Here is a 17,531-nt window from a genome sequence, read left to right on the forward strand (position 1 = left end):
TTCACCACGACCGTTCGCCCTCCCCGGTCACGACGGCCGGGGTCCGGCTCCTCGACACGCAGGAAACCAGGACATGGCCCGACGCACGACGACACCCCCGCCGGACGAGGACTTCGAGGAGCGGATCGTCGACATCGACGTCTCCGCGGAGATGCGGACGAGCTTCCTTGAGTACGCCTACTCGGTGATCTACCAGCGCGCGCTGCCCGACGCGCGCGACGGACTCAAGCCCGTCCAGCGCCGCATCCTCTACTCCATGAGCGAGATGGGCCTGCGGCCCGACCGCGGGCACGTCAAGTCCTCCCGCGTCGTCGGCGAGGTCATGGGCAAGCTCCACCCGCACGGCGACTCGGCCATCTACGACGCGCTCGTACGGCTCGCGCAGCCGTTCTCGATGCGCCTGCCGCTGGTCGACGGGCACGGCAACTTCGGCTCTCCCGACGACCTGCCCGCGGCGATGCGCTACACCGAGGCCCGCCTCGCGCCGGCCGCCATGCTCATGGTGCAGTCGATCGACGAGGACACCGTCGACTTCAAGCCCAACTACGACGGCCAGGAGACCGAGCCGTCGGTCATGCCGTCGGCGTTCCCCAACCTGCTCGTCAACGGCGCCTCCGGCATCGCGGTCGGCATGGCCACCAACATGGCCCCGCACAACCTCGGCGAGGTCATCGCCGCGGCCCGCTACCTGATCAGGAAGCCGGACGCGACGCTCGACGAGCTCATGCGCTTCGTCCCCGGCCCCGACCTGCCGACCGGCGGCACGATCATCGGCCTGAACGGCATCAGGGACGCGTACGAGACCGGCCGCGGCACCTTCAAGATGCGGGCCAAGGCGACGATCGAGCAGGTCACGCCGCGCCGCAAGGGCATCGTCGTCACCGAGCTGCCGTTCAACGTGGGCCCCGAGCGGGTCGTCACCAAGATCAAAGAGCTGGTGAACGCGAAGAAGCTCACCGGCATCGCCGACCTCAAGGACCTGACCGACCGCCACAAGGGCCTGCGCCTGGTCATCGAGATCAAGAACGGCTTCAACCCGGAGGCCGTGCTGGAGGAGCTCTATCGGCTGACGCCGATGGAGGAGACCTTCGGCATCAACAACGTCGCGCTCGTCGACGGCCAGCCGCGCACGCTCGGCCTGCGCGAGCTGCTGTCGGTCTACGTGGACCACCGGCTCGACGTCGTGCGCAGGCGGTCGCTCTATCGGCTGCGCAAGCGCGAGGAACGGCTCCACCTCGTCGACGGCCTGATCATCGCGCTGCTCAACATCGACCAGGTCATCCGGGTGATCCGCGACTCGGACGACACGGCCCAGGCCCGCACTCGGCTCATGGAGACCTTCGAGCTGAGCGAGATCCAGGCCAACTACATCCTCGACACCCCGCTGCGCCGCCTCACCCGCTACGACAAGCTGGAGCTCGACCGCGAGAAGGAGCAGCTCCAGGCCGACATCGCCGAGCTGAACGAGATCCTCGGCTCTGACGACCGGCTGCGCAAGGTCGTGTCGTCCGAGCTGGCCGAGGTGGCCAAGACGTACGGCACGCCGCGCCGCACGGTCCTGCTGGAGTCGTCGGAGGCGGCCAGGACCGCCGTCGTGCCGCTGGAGGTGGCCGACGATCCCTGCCTGGTGCTGCTGTCGTCCACCGGCCTGCTCGCCCGTACGACCGACGCCTCGCCCGTCTCCGGCGAGGGCGACCGGACGGCGCACGACGTGCTGGTCTCTGTGGTCCGCTCGACCGTGCGCGGCGAGGTGGGCGTGGTGACCTCCCAGGGCCGGATGATCCGGGTCTCGGTGCTCGACCTGCCCGCACTGCCGCCCTCGGCCAATCCGCCCTCGCTCGCCGGCGGCCATCCGGTGTCGGAGTACGTCGCCCTCGAACCGGACGAGAAGGTCGTCGGGCTGGGCTCGCTCGACCCGGACGGGCCGGGGCTCGCACTCGGCACCAGCCAGGGCGTGGTCAAGCGGGTCGTGCCCGAATATCCGGTCAACCGCGACGAGTTCGAGGTGATCGGGCTGCGGGACGGCGACGTGGTAGTCGGCGCCGTCGAGCTGACCTCCGCCGACCACGACCTGGTGTTCATCACCAGCGACGCGCAGCTCCTGCGCTTCCCCGCCTCCGTCGTACGGCCCCAGGGACGTCCCGCGGGCGGCATGGCGGGCGTACGCCTCGACGGCGACGCGAAGGTGGTCTTCTTCGGCGTGGTCGATCCCACGCGGGAGGCGCGTGTGGTGACGATCGCCGGCTCCTCCACCGCCCTGCCCGGCACGCAGATGGGCGCGGGCAAGGTCTCCGACTACGCCGACTTCCCGCCCAAGGGGCGGGCGACCGGTGGCGTGCGCGCCCAGCGCTTCCTGAAGGGCGAAGACGTCCTGCTGCTCGCCTACGCCGGCCCGGCACCGGTCAAGGCCGTCTCCTCGACCGGCAAGCCGGTGCCGCTGCCCGAGGAGCTCGGCCGCCGTGACGGCTCCGGGGTGCGCCTCGTGCACGCCATCGCCGCGATCGGCGGCGCGCTCGGCGCGGACGGCGGCGAGGAGGCCGCCGCGACGGAGGGCGGCCTGGCCACCACCGGCGACACCGGAGGCGAAGAGCCGTCCCAGTGACCGGAGGCCAAGAGCCGCCACGATGACGCGCAGGCGGCTCCTCGCCGCCCATGTGGCACGGCGGCGCGGAGCCGCCCCATGCCGCACAGGCGGCACGCCGCCCTATGCGACACCTGCGGCGCGGGGCCGGTTTCACGGCTCCGCGCCGCCGCCGCGCGCCCTTTCGCGGCGCTCAGGTGGCGGCGGGGCTCTCCCGGGACGAGGAGTGGAACGAGGCGCGGTACGCCTGCGGCGTGGTCCCCACGACCCGCTTGAACCGCTCCCTGAACGCCGTCGGCGACCCGAAACCTGCCTGCGTGGCGATGCGTTCGATGCCGTGGTCGGTGTTCTCCAGCAGATACTGCGCCCGCCGGACCCGGGCGCGCAGCAGCCACTGCAGCGGTGTGGTGCCGGTCTGCTGCCGGAAGCGCCTGCTGAACGTCCGCTCGCTCATCCCGCAGCGGGCCGCCATCTCCCGCAGGGTCAGGTCGTGGCCGAGGTTGTCCTCGATCCACGCCAGCACCGGCTCCAGCACCGAGCCGCTGGGCACCGGAGGGTGCTCGTGGACGATGAACTGGGCCTGGCCTCCCTCCCGCTCCAGCGGCATCACCGACAGGCGGGCCGCGTCGGCCGCGACGGCCGAGCCGTGGTCGCGCCGGATCATGTGCAGGCACAGGTCGAGCCCGGCGGCCGCGCCCGCCGAGGTGAGCACCTGCCCGTTGTCGACGTAGAGCACGTCCGGCCGCACGTCCACGAGCGGGAACCGCCGGGCCAGCAGGGGCGCCGCCGCCCAGTGCGTGGTCGCCCGCAGGCCGTCCAGCAGCCCTGCCGCCGCGAGCGTGAACGCGCCGACGCAGATCGACGCGAGGCGGGTGCCCCGCGAGGCGGCGTGGCGCAGCGCCTCAAGCGCCTCGGGCGGAGGCGGCCCGGCCCGCTCGGAGCGGCCGGGGACGATGACCGTGTCGGCCTCGGCCAGCGCGTCGAGGCCGTACGGCACGCGCAGGGCGAACGCGTCGCTCTCCACTTCGGGGGCGGGCCCGCACACCCGCACCCGATAGGGGCTCCGGCCGTCCGGCAGGCGGGTGCGCCCGAACACCTCGATGGGGGTCGCCAGGTCGAACGGCACGACATGGTCCAGTGCCAAGATCGCCACAGTGTGCACGATCGCCACGATAGACGGGATCCCGCCACCACCACATCCAGGCCTGATACGCGAACTCTCCGGTGAGAACCGTTGGCGAGAATCCGTTGGCTTTTGTCGTTCTCGCCTCTGGGATCGCCCCGGGCCGCACTCCTACGGTTGGTGACCGCACCGCCGACGACACCCGCGACGACACCCGCGACGACAAGGAGCGATGCCCATGCCGGCCCAGTTCGCGCGCCACGTGACCGGTCACCACCCAGGGCTCGACGCGCTCAGCGCCTTCGGGTGCGAGCGCCGCCCGCTGATATGGGACCAGGCACGATGACCGCGTTCTTCCTGGCCGTCCACGTCCTCGCCGCGATCCTCGCGGTCGGCCCGGTCGCCGTCGCGGCGAGCATGTTCCCCGCCGCCGCGCGTGCCCTGTCGAATCGTGGCCTCTCCAACGAGAGCGACGGCGCCCGGACCGGCGGCGTGGCCGCGCTCCGCATTCTGCACCGCATCTGCCGGGTCTACGCCGTCGCGGGCCTGGCCGTACCGGTCTTCGGGTTCGCCACGGCGAGCGGCCTCGGCGTGCTGGGCGACGCGTGGGTGATCGCGTCCGTCCTGCTCACCGGCGCGGCGGCGGCGATCCTGGCCCTGGCGGTCCTGCCGCGTCAGGACGCCGTCCTCGCCAGGCTCACCGCCGGGGACTCCACACCCGCCGACGCCGGCGGTGGGGTGGCGCGGCTCGCCATGCTGACCGGCGTCTTCAACCTGCTGTGGGCGGCCGTCACGGTGCTGATGATCGTCCGGCCCGGCTCGACCACGGGAGTCTGACCATGTCACGCCCTCATTCGGCGCTGCGCGCCGCCGCCGCCGTTGAGCTGGGGTCGCTGGCCGTCCTCCTGGCCAATCTGGCCACCCTGCACCTGCCGCCCGTCTCCTCGCTCGTCGGCCCCCTGCACGGCTGCGCGTACCTGATCGTCGTCGTGGCCGCCGCCCGTGACGCGGAGTGCGACCCGACCGGCAAGGTGCTGGCCTGGCTGCCGGGAATTGGCGGCCTTCTCGTCCTGCGGCGTCTCACGCGCCGGGACAAAGCCGCCGACTCCTTCGGTTAGGCGTCGGCTCACCCGGTGATCAGGCAGAACGGATGCCCGGCCGGGTCGAGGAAGACCGTCCAGTGGCCCTCGCCCGGCTGGTGCTCGTGCCTGACGGCCCCCAGGGCGAGCACCTGCTTCTCCGCCTCGGCGATGTCGTCCACGCTCAGATCGAGGTGGAACTGCTGCGGGTGCTCGGCGGACGGCCAGGCCGGGGGCACGTACTCGGGAACCCGCTGGAAGGCGATCCGGGTCTGGTCGTCGCCGGCGAGCATGATCCAGTCCTCGTCCTCGTCGGCGACCTCCCAGCCGAGCAGCCCGGCGTAGAAGCCGGCCAGTGCCTTCGGCTCCGGACAGTCGAGCACGACCGAGTGCACACGTGCGACACCGCTCATGGTGACCTCTTCTCCCTCCAGCGGATAACACCGGTGAAAACCCTATACCGGTGTCGCAAGCGATGGCCAGCCGTTTGGAAGTGCCCGAAAGCCCGCCCCCGCGTGACCGCTCGGAGGGGCATCGGGCAACATCTGTGACATGACCGGAGCTTTCGACGATCTACTGGCCGCCAACGAGAAGTACGCGAGCACGTTCACCCACTCCGGGCTCAGCGGCCGCGCGGCGCGTGGGCTGGCAGTGGTGACGTGCATGGACTCCCGAATCGACCCGCTCGGGCTGCTCGGCCTGAACGCGGGCGATGCCAAGATCCTGCGCAACGCGGGTGCGCGGGTGACCGACGACGTGCTGCGGACCCTGGTCCTCGCCGTCTATCTGCTCGGCGTCGACCGTGTGCTGGTGATGCCGCACACCGACTGCCGGATGTCCAAGTCGACCGACGAGGACGTGCACAACCTCATCGCCGCCGACTACGGCGTCGACACCCGCAGCCTCGACTTCCAGACCGTCCCCGACCAGCGGGCCGCGCTGCGGCACGACATCACCCGCATCACGTCCAGCCCCTACCTGCCCGACGACCTCGCCGTAGGCGGCGCGATCTACGACGTGCACACCGGACGGCTCCAGCCCGTCGAGTTCTGATTCCCACCCCTCCTCGTACGGCAGGCCGCCCGGCCTGCCGTACGTGACCGGGTCGGGCTCCTTCTCCGCTCCTTCCGGCCATGCCGGAACCAGGGCGCACCGCTGCTACGTTGTCCTGGCCGACGACACGTGAGCCTTTCCCCGGCACCACAACCGGTCCCGAGGCGCCCCCCCTAGGAGCCCCCATATGCCCAGCCGCAAATCCTCCGCCTCCGGCGGAACGTCAGGCCGATCCTTCCGTCGCATCGCCATCCTGGTGATCCTCGCGCTCATCGTCGTCGGGACGCCGACCCTGATCGGTGCCTTCAGCGGGTTCGAGCGCACCAGCGGCGGCGAGGTGGCGGTCGTCCGCGACGGCGGCCCGCTCGACGACAACAAGGTCCGCCAGGTCATCGACCCCGGTTCCGGAGTCACCTGGATCGGCTGGTGGTCCCAGATCCACCGCTATCCGGCGCAGCAGCGGTTCTACACGATCACCTCGAACTCCGGCGAGGGCGAGAAGTCCGGCGTCGACGTGGTCAACGTGCCGAGCAGCGACGGCGTCAACATGGGCATCGAGGGCACGCTCTACTTCGGGCTCAACCTCGACCACGAGACGCTGAAGTCGTTCGACGACAAGTTCGGCACGCGCAAGTTCCGCAGCACCAACGGCGGGACCTACTACCCCTGGGACGGCGACGAGGGCTGGTCGGCCTTCCTCGACCAGATCATCCGTCCCGTGATCGACAACGACCTGCGCACCCAGATCAACAACTTCCGCTGCGCCGAGCTGGTCTCCTCCTGCGCGCTCGTGCAGAACAACAGCGGCACCCAGCAGACCGGCCTGCCGCAGCAGGGCAACAACGCGAACATCGCCAAGATCCAGAACGCGGTGAACACGAGCCTGGCGGAGGACCTCAAGGCGACTCTCGGCGCCGACTTCGTGACCAACATCCACTTCAACCTCTCGCGGGTGACCCTGCCCACCGAGGTCCAGGAGGCGGTCAACCAGGCGCAGGCCGCGTTCGCGAAGGTCACCGAGGCGCAGGCGAAGGTCGCCCAGGCGCGCGCCGAGGCCGAGGCCAACAAGGCCCGCCAGGACGGCTACAACAGGTGCCCCACGTGTGCGGAGATCGAGAAGCTGAAGGCCCTGCCCCAGGGCATCACGGTGTACGCGCCGGGCAATACTGGAGGCGTCGCCCTGCCCACCAAGTAGGAAGCCGCAACCCCGATGCGCCTGCTCGCCCTTCCGGTGACACTCATCGTCATCGCCGTGCTCATATATCTGCTCGTGGTGCTCGCGCGCGGCGGGAGGCCGGCGTCGCGGCGCGAGGTGGCCGGGCAGGCCCGCTGGGAGACCGACACGGTCATGGAGAACGGATGGACCCTGATCGTCGTACGCAAAGTCGCTCCCGGCCCCAACGGGCCGGTGGAGCTGACCAGACAGACGGTCAGGGCCATCCCCGACGACGATCCCGCCTGGGACGAGCGCTACCGGGAGGGCATGCTGGAGGCCCGCAACCGGGTCAGCACCCTGGAGATCGAGTCCAACTGAGCCGGTACGCCCACCACGGTGCGGTCGGCGGGCGTACCGGAGGTGGCACTGGGAGACACCAGGGTCACACACCGTCCGAGGTCGCCCGGCACATCGCCGACGGCATCCTCGGCTGACGGCTTCTGAGCCGTAAGGGCCGTAACTGCCGCGAGGGCCGGTGGGCGTGGCGGCGGCGCGCATGGCCATCGAGCCGGGGCCGCATGCCCGGACAAGGAGCTCTCCGGTGGCGCGTTGATCGTCGCCGGTGGCGCCTGCTGCCGGCCCGGCTTCTTTAGCGACGTATTCGGGCTCTTCATGATCCTGCCGCTCACCCGCCGCCGGGTGCGCTCGCTCGCCGACCCGGGCGTGCCGGGGCCGCCGTGATGTCCGGCGAGGTCATCGACCGCGCGTGACGGGCTCATTGCCGTGCGGAGTCTCGACACGGCCCGCTCACCTCGTACGGCGGGAGGAAGGTCTCTTCGATGCCGTACTTTCAGCATAAGCCGGAATGCGACGGGATTATCTGAATAAAGTAGACCACCCGAAGACCTGTCATTAATAGAGCGATAAATAAACAGGTGGCGGCGTGTGACACCTGTGTGTCGGCACGGGCGCATCGAATGAATGGATGCAAGATGGTCCACACCGGGAGGCCTGCGGCCGACGGGCCTCTCCGGGGAAATTTCGACATCGCGCACCTATGGGTGGAATCTCATTTAGAGGTGATCACGTTGGCCACGCTCGGCAGCATGTTCAGGGGTTTCGCAATCGGCACGGTGCTGACCGCCGGCACCGTCCCCGTGATTGACATCGCCGCCGTCGAATCCGCCACTGCCGCACGTGAGGCAGCCTCTCAAGTCCGCCATGGACACCTTCGCCCCGCCGTTCACTCCTCTCATCGCCCGGGCCCGAATCACAAGAACAAGAACAAGAACAAGAACAAGCAAAGGCAGCACGAGCGTCAGGGCGCGAACCAGAACCAGAACATGCTGCGGGATCTCACTCAGGTGCTGCCGCCGGTTCAGAAGACAGAGACGACATCCGTGGCGCTCCCCTACAACTGGCAGAACTCTGACGCGACGGCGCAGACCTGGAGCGCGCAGGACAGGATTTTGACCACGGACGGGGCGCCTCACCAGAGCCAGGTGGCGGGTCCGCAGGGACCCGCGGGGCCGGCACGGTCGCAAGGCCCACAGGGTCCGGCAGGCCCGCAAGGCCCTGCAGGCCCGGCGGGCCCGAAGGGGCCTGCAGGGCCGCACGGCGATCGAGGTGTAGCGGGTCCGCAGGGCCCGGCAGGTCCAGTCGGTCCGGCAGGTCCGCAGGGCCCAGCAGGTCCACGTGGCGAGCAGGGCCCAGCAGGCCCGCAAGGCCCGGCAGGTCCAGTCGGTCCGGCAGGTCCGCAGGGCCCGGCAGGTCCACGTGGCGAGCAGGGCCCAGCAGGCCCGCAAGGGCCGGCGGGTCCACAGGGTCCAGCAGGCCCGGCAGGTCCCGCGGGTCCACAGGGTCCAGCAGGCCCGGCAGGCCCGGCGGGTCTGCAAGGCCCAGCAGGTCCGGCAGGTCCAGCAGGTCCGGCGGGTCCGCAAGGCCCAGCAGGTCCGGCGGGTCCGCAAGGCCCAGCAGGTCCGCAAGGCCCGGCGGGTCCACAGGGTCCAGCAGGTCCGGCAGGTCCCGCGGGTCCACAGGGTCCAGCAGGCCCGGCAGGCCCGGCAGGCCCAGCAGGCCCGGCGGGTCCGCAAGGCCCAGCAGGCCCGGCGGGTCCACAGGGTCCAGCAGGTCCCGCGGGTCCACAGGGTCCAGCAGGTCCGGCAGGCCCAGCAGGTCCGCAAGGCCCAGCAGGTCCGCAAGGCCCGGCGGGTCCACAGGGTCCAGCAGGCCCGCAAGGCCCGGCGGGTCCACAGGGTCCAGCAGGCCCGCAAGGCCCGGCGGGAGTCTCGGGCTATGAGGTCGTCACCGGAGCAGCGTTTACCTCAGACCCGGTATCTATAGATTCCGCGGGAGTTATGTGCCCCGCCGGAAAAGTGGTGATTTCCGGCGGATTCAGGACTCTTGTGGGCACCCTCGCTCCAGGCGACGGCACCATCTCTATCGTCACATCCGCGCCGAACGCCGCAAATACGGGGTGGGAGGTCTTGGTTTTCAACAACAGCCAGTTCAATGCGATTCTCGCCCCTTATGCGATCTGCGCCAATGCATCCTGACTGTCGAGCGGAGCGGTCGCGCTTTCGGCCGGCGCGCCGGCGGCAACCGGCGTTGCCGGAGGCGGAACGCGGCCGTCGCCGATCGCGGCCTCTCGATGCTCCTATGTCGTAAAGCCGTCATGTCCAGGGGCCGATCAGTCGCCCGAGAGTTCGGGGGGCCGCCGTCTTTCCGGGTGCGGTTGAAAGTTCCAGAGTGCGCCATGACACCCCTTCCCGATGACCGGGCAGGGGTGTCGGCGTTTCCACCGCTCCGGAGTGCAAGACGGGGTGACGGCCGGTCAGCGCTCTTCCCAGGGCCGACGCCGTCCTCTTTCCACTCCAGCCGGCCGACGACGCCGATCACACCGTTGGTCCGCTCGACCATGCGGGTGAGCACCCATGCTTGCGAGCGGCGCTCCACGGCGCACGTGAGCGTCACGACGCCTTCCGGCACCGACACCTCGACGCGTGACAGGAGATCCTGGCGCCCCTACGGCATATACCTATTGACTTGGTAGGAATAGTTGGCAACGCTGAGCCCAGCGACTCATACGATTCGAAGGGGCATCACATGAGCGTCACCGACGAGCTCCTCGCCAACGCCGAGCGATACGCCGCGGCCTTCGACAAGGGACACCTGCCGCTGCCCCCGGCACGCGGGGTGGCCGTCCTCGCCTGCATGGACGCCCGGCTGAACGTGTACGGCCTGCTCGGGCTCAGCGAGGGCGACGCCCACGTCATCCGCAACGCCGGCGGCGTGGTGACCGCGGACGAGCGGCGCAGCCTCGCCATCAGCCAGCGCCTGCTCGGCACGCGGGAGATCATTCTCATCCACCACACAGACTGCGGAATGCTGACCTTCACCGACGACGACTTCCGCCGGGGCATCGAGGCCGAGACCGGGATCAAGCCCGACTGGGCCGCCGAGGCGTTCTCCGACCTCGACGCGGACGTCATCCAGTCGATCAACAGGATCACGGCCGACCCGTTCATCCCGCACAAGGACTCGGTGCGGGGGTTCGTCTACGAGGTCGAGACCGGACGCCTGCGCGAGGTCAAGCCCTGAGAGGCGGCCTCCGGTCGTCACACCTCACGGGGAAGGTGGGCCGGCGACCAGGCGACCTGATGTGTCAGGCGTCGATGTGGTCGCGGTCCACCTCGGCGGCGCTGCCGATGATGAACTCGCGGCGCGGGCCGACATCGCTGCCCATGAGGAGGTTGAAGATGCGCTCGGCGTCCTCGACGTCCTCGATCCGCACGCGGCGCAGGACGCGGTGGCGCGGGTCCATGGTCGTCTCGGCGAGCTGATCGGCGTCCATCTCACCGAGGCCCTTGTAACGCTGCACGGGGTCCTTCCAGCGCTTGCCGCGCCGCTCCAGGTCGCGCAGGACCTTGTGCAGCTCGGCGTCACTGTAGGTGTAGATGTACTTGTCCTGGCCACGCCCGGGGTTGGTGACCTCGATGCGGTGCAGCGGCGGCACCGCGGCGAACACCCGCCCGGCCTCGACCATCGGCTTCATGTAGCGGTGGAAGAGCGTGAGCAGCAGGCAGCGGATGTGCGCGCCGTCCACGTCCGCGTCGGCCATCAGGATGATCTTGCCGTAGCGGGCCGACTCGATGTCGAACGAACGGCCGGACCCCGCGCCGACCACCTGGATGATCGCGGCGCACTCGGCGTTCTTGAGCATGTCGGCGACCGACGCCTTCTGCACGTTCAGGATCTTGCCCCGGATCGGCAGCAGCGCCTGGAACTCCGAGTCGCGGGCGAGCTTGGCCGTGCCCAGCGCGGAGTCGCCCTCGACGATGAACAGCTCGCTGCGGTCGACGTCGTCGCTGCGGCAGTCGACCAGCTTGGCGGGCAGCGCCGAGTTTTCCAGGGCCGACTTGCGCCGCTGGTTGTCGCGGTGCTCGCGGGCGGCGATGCGGGCCTTGGCCGCGGCCACGACCTTCTCCAGCACCGCGCGCAGCTGCTGCTTCTGCCCCCGCTTGGGGTTCGCGAACAGCGCCTTGAGCTCACGGGTGACCACATGGGCGACGATGCGACTGGCCGCGGAGGTGCCGAGCACCTCCTTGGTCTGGCCCTCGAACTGCGGCTCGGGCACCCGCACGGTGACGACCGCGGTCAGCCCTTCGAGGATGTCCTCCTTGGTCACCGGCTCGTCGCCGTTCTTCAGCAGCCGGGTCTCCCTGAGCTGCTCGTTGATCGTGCGGACCAGAGCCCGCTCGAATCCCGCGACGTGGGTGCCGCCCTTGGGCGTGGCGATCACGTTCACGAACGAGCGTACGGTCGTCTCGTAGCCCTTCCCCCAGCGGACCGCGACGTCGACGGTGAGCTCCCGCTCGACCTCCGTCGGCGTCATGTGGCCCTGCTCGTCGAGCACGGGGACCGTCTCGTGGAAGTGGCCCTCGCCCTGCAGCCGCAGCACGTCGCACACGGCCTCGTCGCGGGACAAGAACTCGGTGAACTCGCTGATGCCGCCGTCGAAGCGGAACGTCTCCTCGGCCGGTTCCTCGCCGCGGGCGTCGCGCACCACGAGCGTGAGCCCCGGCACCAGGAAGGCCGTCTGGCGCAGCCGCACGTGGATCTCGTCGAGCGAGACCTCCGCCTCGGGCAGGAAGATCTGCCGGTCGGCCCAGAAACGCACGCGGGTGCCGGTGGCGTGGCGCGGGGCCGGGCCGCCGTCGCGCAGGCCGGACTTCTTGCGGAACTTGGCGGTCGGGCCGTCGCCGTCGAACACGCCGGGCACGCCCCGGCGGAAGCTGATCTGGTGGACCTTGCCGTCGCGGTCGACCTCCACGTCCACCCGGGAGGACAGCGCGTTGACCACCGAGGCGCCGACACCGTGCAGACCACCGGAGGCGCCGTAGGAGCCGCCGCCGAACTTGCCGCCCGCGTGGAGCTTCGTGTAGACGAGCTCGACGCCGGCCAGGCCGCTCTTGGGCTCGATGTCGACGGGGATGCCGCGCCCGTTGTCACGCACCTCGATCGAGCCGTCGGGGTGCAGCTCGACCTCGATCCGGGTGCAGTAGCCGCCGAGCGCCTCGTCGACCGAGTTGTCGACGATCTCCCACAGGCAGTGCATGAGGCCGCGCGTGTCCGTGGAGCCGATGTACATCCCCGGGCGCTTGCGGACCGCCTCCAGGCCTTCCAGCACAGAGAGATGACGGGCGGTGTACCCCGTCTCCGCGCGAACCGCAGTCACACCCAACTCCTACTTATCAATCGAACACGCGTACGCAGCTTAACGCCACTCATGTTTGTACGCGCACAAGCTTGCCAGGCGCAGCACTATGACCGGCACTTTCGCTGTGATCCCGGTCACTTTACGGATCATTCTGCTCTGGGCGTACTCGGAGCATGATTGGGAAGGCCCGTATCCGGTTAGATGTTGTCCCAAGTGACTGACGCCAACGTCCCCACACCGTGGGGCGACCCGAAAGGCGATACGTGACTGGAGCTCTCGCCCCCATCAAGCCGCTGACGGCCCTGGACCGGTGTGACCGGTGCGGTGCTCAGGCCTACATCCGCGCGACCCTGCCCGTGGGTGGGGAGTTGCTGTTCTGCGCCCACCACGGGCGTCAGCACGTGGCTGTGCTGCGCGACAAAGGTGCTGAGATCCAGGACGAGTCGGCCCGACTCAGTGAATCCCCCGCGACCGCCCCTGACGGCGAGCGCTGACCCCATAGACGGCGTGCCGGAGCGCGGACGACGACGTCGGCTCCGCGCGCCGTCTCCATATGAATCATCGATCCACGTCATCGGCCCGGACGAACCTCTCGGCCCGGGCCGCCCGGCCGGCGCGACCGCCGTTCCCCGCTTCCCCCGGGGCCCCGCAGCGGCGCCCGCGGGTCAGGACCGCACCCGGTAGTGGTAGCGGCCGGCGACGGCGAATCCCTCACGCTCGTAGAGCGCGCGGGCGCCGGTGTTGGCCTCCGTCACCACCAGGTAGGCGCTGTCGGCGCCACGCTGCCGTCCCCAGGCGAGCAGGGTGCGCAGCACGGCCGCGCCCAGCCCGCGCCGCCTGACGTGCGGCTCGACCGCCATGCAGTAGATCCCGAGCCGGCGCCCCTGCGGCACGGCCCGTCCCACCGCGCCCTCCTCCAGGAGGACGTACCCGGCGGGCACCCCGCTGAGGATGCGCTCGCCCCACGTCCGCGCCGGAACCCCGCCGGTCTCGTCGTGGCGCCCGCCGTCCACGGTCCACCAGGTGTGCAGCCACCGTTCCGACGGCCTGTCCGCCACCGGAGCCCCGGCGGCGGCCTCGTCGCCGGTGATCGGCCTGGTCATCACCAGGGTGGGGTCCACGAGCCGATAACCCCGGCGGCCGAGTTCGTCGTCGAGCCCGGGCGAGGCGCCCATGCCGACCGAGAACACGCAGGGCTGTCCGATGCCCGCGTAGAAACGCTCGGCCCGGTCGACCGCCTCCGGCAGATCCGCGCGCTCTCCCAGCGGCAGCACCGAGTTGGCCCGCTTCGTCACACCGCCCGCGTGCCGGTAGACCCAGCCCCCGTCCTCGACCCGTCCCGGCGCCGGCCATGCCTCGTCGACCAGGAGGTCGAACCGTGCGATCTCCTCGCTCACCTCACTCACCCGCCGCAGCCTAGTTGACCTGCGCTGCCCGGGTTCGAACCCCCTACCTGCCTCCGGGGTCGAGCGGGGCGTAGCCGAGCACGTGCTCGCGGAGCAGGACGCCCACCTCGGGGTCGTCCCGCTCGAACGCCTCCACCAGAGGTTCGTGGCGGCCGACGTTCTCGTGCAGGTTCATCCGGAACAGGCGGATCGACAGGTGCGACCACACCTCGATGCCGAGCGACTCCCACACCGACAGCAGCACCTCGTTGCCCGAGGCTTTCACGATCTCCCGGTGGAAGGCCACGAGGTGCCGCACCTGATCGTCCAGGGAACCGCCGGCCGCCGCGTCGCGCAGGCGGCCGAGATGCGTACGCAGCACCCCCACGCGGGGCCTGCCCAGCCGGACGGCCGTCTCCTCCAGGCCCGCCCGCACCTCGTACACTTCGCGAAGGTCGCTCCGGGTGAGCCCGCGGACCCGTGCGCCCTTGTTGGGCGCCGACTCGATGAGCCTGAGCGCCTCCAGCTCGCGCAGCGCCTCACGCACGGGGGCCTGGCTGACACCCAGCTCGGCGGCCACACGACGCTCGATGATACGGTCGCCGGGCTTCCATCGGCCGTGGATGAGGCCGTCGAGCACCGTTTGCCGGATATGGTCGCGAAGCGGCGGCCGCAGCACGGGTTCCACGAGGCCGATGATAGGGCCCAGGATACATCCGATGATCGATCATAGGGTGATTTAATAGATTCATGGTAGAAGACCTGGATCCGCAGGAGACCGCCGAGTGGCTCGAATCCCTCGAGGCGGTCCGCCGTGCAGCCGGCCCCGAACGGGCCGACTACCTGCTGAGGCGGCTGGCGACGACCACCCGCTACATCAACACCGTCTCCACCTCCGAGGAGCCCGGCTACCCCGGTGACCTGGAGATGGAGGAACGCATCGCCGCGTACGACCGGTGGAACGCCGCGGCGATGATCACCAGGGGCAGCCGGCTGGGGCTCGGCGGACACCTGGCGACCTATGCCTCGGCCGCCTGGCTGTACGAGGTGGGCTTCAACCACTTCTTCCAGGGCGGCCGCGACCAGGTCTACTTCCAGGGCCACGCCTCCCCCGGCATCTACGCGCGTGCCTTCCTGGAGGGCAGGCTGAGCGAGGCCCAGCTCGACCTGTTCCGGCGGGAGCCCGAGGGCGGGCTGCCGTCGTACCCCCACCCCCGATCCATGCCGGACTTCTGGCAGTTCCCCACCGTCTCCATGGGCCTCGGCCCCCTCAACGCGGTCTATCAGGCCAGGTTCAACCGCTATCTCCACAACCGCGGCATCAAGGACACCTCGGACAGCCACGTATGGGCCTTCCTCGGCGACGGCGAGATGGACGAGCCGGAGGCAACGGCCGCCCTCACCCTGGCCGCCCGTGAAGGGCTCGACAACCTCACGTTCGTGATCAACTGCAACCTGCAGCGGCTCGACGGACCCGTACGCGGCAACACCCGCATCGTGCAGGAGCTCGAAAGCGTCTTCCGGGGCGCGGGCTGGCACGTCGTCAAGGCGCTGTGGGGCCAGGAGTGGGACAGCCTGCTCACCTCCGACGAGCTGGTGGCCCGGCTGGGCGAGGTGCCGGACGGGCAGTTCCAGACGTTCGCCGCGTCGTCGGGCGCCTACATCAGGGAGCGGCTGTTCCACGGGATTGACGTGCCGCACTCGGACGAGGACCTGCAGCGCATCGTCGGCGGGTCCCGGGCCGGCCACGAGCCGCGGAAGGTGTACGCCGCCTACCGCAGGGCCCTGGACAACCGCGGCGCGCCCACGGTGATCCTCGTGCAGACCGTCAAGGGCTGGACCCTCGGCGCGGGCATCGAGGCGCGCAACGCCAACCACCAGATGAAGAAGCTCAGCAAGGACGAGTTCCGCGCGCTGCGCGACCGGCTCGGCCTGCCGGTGCCGGACTCGGCGCTAGACGGCGACCTGCCGCCCTACGTGCACCCCGGCGCCGACTCGCCGGAGGCGCGGTACGCCGCCGAGCGGCGCCGCGAGCTGGGCGGGCCGATCCCCCGCCGCACGGTCTCCTACCATCCGCTGCCGGCCCCGTCCGAGACGCCGTTCCGCGCTCTGGAGAAGGGCTCCAAGCAGCCGGTGGCCACGACGATGGCCTTCGTCCGCCTGGTCAAGGACCTGATGAAGGAGCCGGAGACGGGACGCCGCTGGGTGCCGATCGTGCCCGACGAGGCCCGGACCTTCGGCATGGAGTCGCTGTTTCCCACAGCCAAGATCTACTCGCCCCTCGGCCAGCGCTACGAGTCCGTCGACCGCGACCTGCTGCTGGCGTACAAGGAGGCGACCGACGGGCAGATCCTCCTGGAGGGCATCACCGAGGCCGGGTCGATGGCGTCGTTCACGGCCGCGGCCTCCAGCTACGCCACCCACGGCGAAGTCATGATCCCCTTCTACATCTTCTACTCGATGTTCGGCTGGCAGCGCACCGGCGACCAGATGTGGGCGCTGGCCGACCAGCTCGGCCGCGGGTTCCTCGTCGGCGCCACCGCCGGCCGGACCACGATGACCGGGGAGGGCCTGCAGCACGCCGACGGTCACTCGCATCTGCTCGCCTCCGCCAACCCGGCGTGCCTCGCCTACGATCCCGCCTTCGCCTACGAGGTGGGGGCGATCGTGCGTGAGGGGCTCCGGCGCATGTACGGCCCCGACGGCGAGGACGTGTTCTACTACCTGACCGTCTACAACGAGCCGCTCCCCCAGCCCGCGATGCCCGAGGGCGTCAAGGAGGGCATCCTCCGGGGGATCTACCGGTTCTCCGAGGGCGGCGGCCAGGCCCACCTGCTGGCGAGCGGCACCGCGATCCACTGGGCCCTGGAGGCGCAGCGGCTGCTCCGTGAGGAGTACGGCCTTGGCGTGGACGTGTGGTCGGTCACCTCCTGGAGCGAGCTGCGCCGCGACGCCATGTCCACCGAAGGCGTGCCGTACATCCGGCAGGCCCTGGCCGGGACCGAGGGGCCGGTGATCGCGGTCAGCGACTGGATGCGCGCGGTGCCCGACCAGATCAGCCCGTGGATCGACCGGCCCTGGACCTCGCTCGGCACCGACGGGTTCGGCCTGTCGGGCACCCGCGAGTCGGTCCGCAAGCACTTCGGCGTGGACCCCCGCTCGATCGCGGAGGCCGTGCTCAAGGCGGTCAAGACCGGCCAGGAGTAGGCCGGGCCTGGAGAGTGTCTGACAAATGCCGCCCGTCACGAGCGGGCAGGCGGACGCATCGCAAGGCGGCGGAGGAGCTCGTAGCCGGAGGCTACGGGCGACGACCCCGGGCCCGCGGAGATTGTGAGCCTGCGAGCGATCTCCGCGGGTGGGACGAGAACGCAGCGAGGCGCCGCCCGGGCCACGCGCAGCAGGGCTTGATTTGTCAGGCACGACCTTGCGCCCCGA

Annotated in this window: 15 protein-coding genes and 1 pseudogene; 11 read left to right on the top strand and 5 right to left on the bottom strand. The window is 70.3% G+C overall.

All coding sequences use genetic code 11. The features are described 5' to 3' along the window. Positions 1-73: 73 nt before the first annotated feature. A complete protein-coding gene (locus tag HCK04_RS05135) occupies positions 74-2,602 on the top strand; it encodes a DNA topoisomerase IV subunit A (protein WP_142645710.1) in 2,529 nt (842 codons plus the stop codon). A gap of 172 nt (positions 2,603-2,774) precedes the next feature. Here HCK04_RS05135 and HCK04_RS05140 read toward each other — a convergent pair whose 3' ends face one another. Continuing rightward, positions 2,775-3,743 (bottom strand): helix-turn-helix domain-containing protein, encoded by a 969-nt coding sequence (locus HCK04_RS05140; RefSeq protein ID WP_221889866.1) that lies wholly within the window; start codon positions 3,741-3,743, stop codon positions 2,775-2,777. A gap of 303 nt (positions 3,744-4,046) precedes the next feature. Here HCK04_RS05140 and HCK04_RS05145 point away from each other — a divergent pair, with 303 nt between their 5' ends. Then, on the top strand, positions 4,047-4,541 hold the full coding sequence (locus tag HCK04_RS05145) for a hypothetical protein (protein WP_142645712.1): 495 nt from the start codon (positions 4,047-4,049) through the stop codon (positions 4,539-4,541). A 2-nt stretch (positions 4,542-4,543) separates the two neighbouring features. Continuing rightward, positions 4,544-4,822: a DUF3817 domain-containing protein gene (locus HCK04_RS05150; RefSeq protein WP_142645713.1), complete on the top strand. Its 279-nt coding sequence runs from the start codon at positions 4,544-4,546 to the stop codon at positions 4,820-4,822. An 8-nt stretch (positions 4,823-4,830) separates the two neighbouring features. Here the strand turns inward: HCK04_RS05150 and HCK04_RS05155 are convergent, their stop codons facing one another. Beyond that, positions 4,831-5,196, bottom strand: a complete 366-nt coding sequence (locus tag HCK04_RS05155; RefSeq protein ID WP_142645714.1) for a VOC family protein — start codon at positions 5,194-5,196, stop codon at positions 4,831-4,833. 139 nt (positions 5,197-5,335) lie between these two features. On the opposite strand from HCK04_RS05155, the gene HCK04_RS05160 reads away from it, so the two are divergent. The 6 genes and pseudogenes from HCK04_RS05160 to HCK04_RS05185 all read left to right on the top strand — a co-directional run bounded on the left by HCK04_RS05160 (position 5,336) and on the right by HCK04_RS05185 (position 10,592). Next, the gene (locus HCK04_RS05160) at positions 5,336-5,836 is read left to right on the top strand and encodes a carbonic anhydrase (protein WP_142645715.1); all 501 of its coding nucleotides are present in this window, start codon (positions 5,336-5,338) and stop codon (positions 5,834-5,836) included. Between the two features lie 187 nt (positions 5,837-6,023). Next, positions 6,024-7,031, top strand: a complete 1,008-nt coding sequence (locus HCK04_RS05165; RefSeq protein ID WP_142645716.1) for an SPFH domain-containing protein — start codon at positions 6,024-6,026, stop codon at positions 7,029-7,031. Positions 7,032-7,046: 15 nt separating this feature from the next. Continuing rightward, positions 7,047-7,370, top strand: coding sequence for a hypothetical protein (locus HCK04_RS05170; protein ID WP_142645717.1), 324 nt, complete (start codon positions 7,047-7,049; stop codon positions 7,368-7,370). 210 nt (positions 7,371-7,580) lie between these two features. Beyond that, positions 7,581-7,733, top strand: a pseudogene (locus HCK04_RS05175) (FxsA family protein); the annotation flags it as partial. Positions 7,734-8,687: 954 nt separating this feature from the next. Next, on the top strand, positions 8,688-9,335 hold the full coding sequence (locus HCK04_RS43395) for a hypothetical protein (protein ID WP_221889867.1): 648 nt from the start codon (positions 8,688-8,690) through the stop codon (positions 9,333-9,335). A 762-nt stretch (positions 9,336-10,097) separates the two neighbouring features. Continuing rightward, the gene (locus HCK04_RS05185; protein ID WP_142645719.1) at positions 10,098-10,592 is read left to right on the top strand and encodes a carbonic anhydrase; all 495 of its coding nucleotides are present in this window, start codon (positions 10,098-10,100) and stop codon (positions 10,590-10,592) included. A 64-nt stretch (positions 10,593-10,656) separates the two neighbouring features. On the opposite strand, the gene HCK04_RS05190 is transcribed toward HCK04_RS05185, so the two are convergent. Next, entirely contained in the window at positions 10,657-12,729 is a 2,073-nt protein-coding gene (locus tag HCK04_RS05190; RefSeq protein WP_142645720.1) for a DNA topoisomerase IV subunit B, read from the bottom strand. Between the two features lie 245 nt (positions 12,730-12,974). Between HCK04_RS05190 and HCK04_RS05195 the strand changes: the two genes are divergently transcribed. Then, entirely contained in the window at positions 12,975-13,205 is a 231-nt protein-coding gene (locus tag HCK04_RS05195; protein WP_079312375.1) for a hypothetical protein, read from the top strand. A 171-nt stretch (positions 13,206-13,376) separates the two neighbouring features. Here the strand turns inward: HCK04_RS05195 and HCK04_RS05200 are convergent, their stop codons facing one another. Together HCK04_RS05200 and HCK04_RS05205 are read right to left on the bottom strand one after the other, a co-directional pair. Beyond that, positions 13,377-14,117 carry a GNAT family N-acetyltransferase gene (locus HCK04_RS05200; protein WP_260617122.1) on the bottom strand — a complete coding sequence of 247 codons (741 nt, stop codon included), beginning with the start codon at positions 14,115-14,117 and terminating at the stop codon, positions 13,377-13,379. 43 nt (positions 14,118-14,160) lie between these two features. Beyond that, positions 14,161-14,775 (bottom strand): GntR family transcriptional regulator, encoded by a 615-nt coding sequence (locus HCK04_RS05205; RefSeq protein ID WP_221889870.1) that lies wholly within the window; start codon positions 14,773-14,775, stop codon positions 14,161-14,163. A gap of 71 nt (positions 14,776-14,846) precedes the next feature. Here HCK04_RS05205 and aceE point away from each other — a divergent pair, with 71 nt between their 5' ends. After that, positions 14,847-17,303: a pyruvate dehydrogenase (acetyl-transferring), homodimeric type gene (gene aceE / locus HCK04_RS05210; RefSeq protein WP_142645722.1), complete on the top strand. Its 2,457-nt coding sequence runs from the start codon at positions 14,847-14,849 to the stop codon at positions 17,301-17,303. Positions 17,304-17,531 lie beyond the last annotated feature (228 nt).

Origin of the sequence: Microbispora sp. CL1-1, assembly GCF_012034195.1 — a bacterium.
In the GTDB taxonomy this organism is placed as follows: Bacteria; Actinomycetota; Actinomycetes; order Streptosporangiales; family Streptosporangiaceae; genus Microbispora.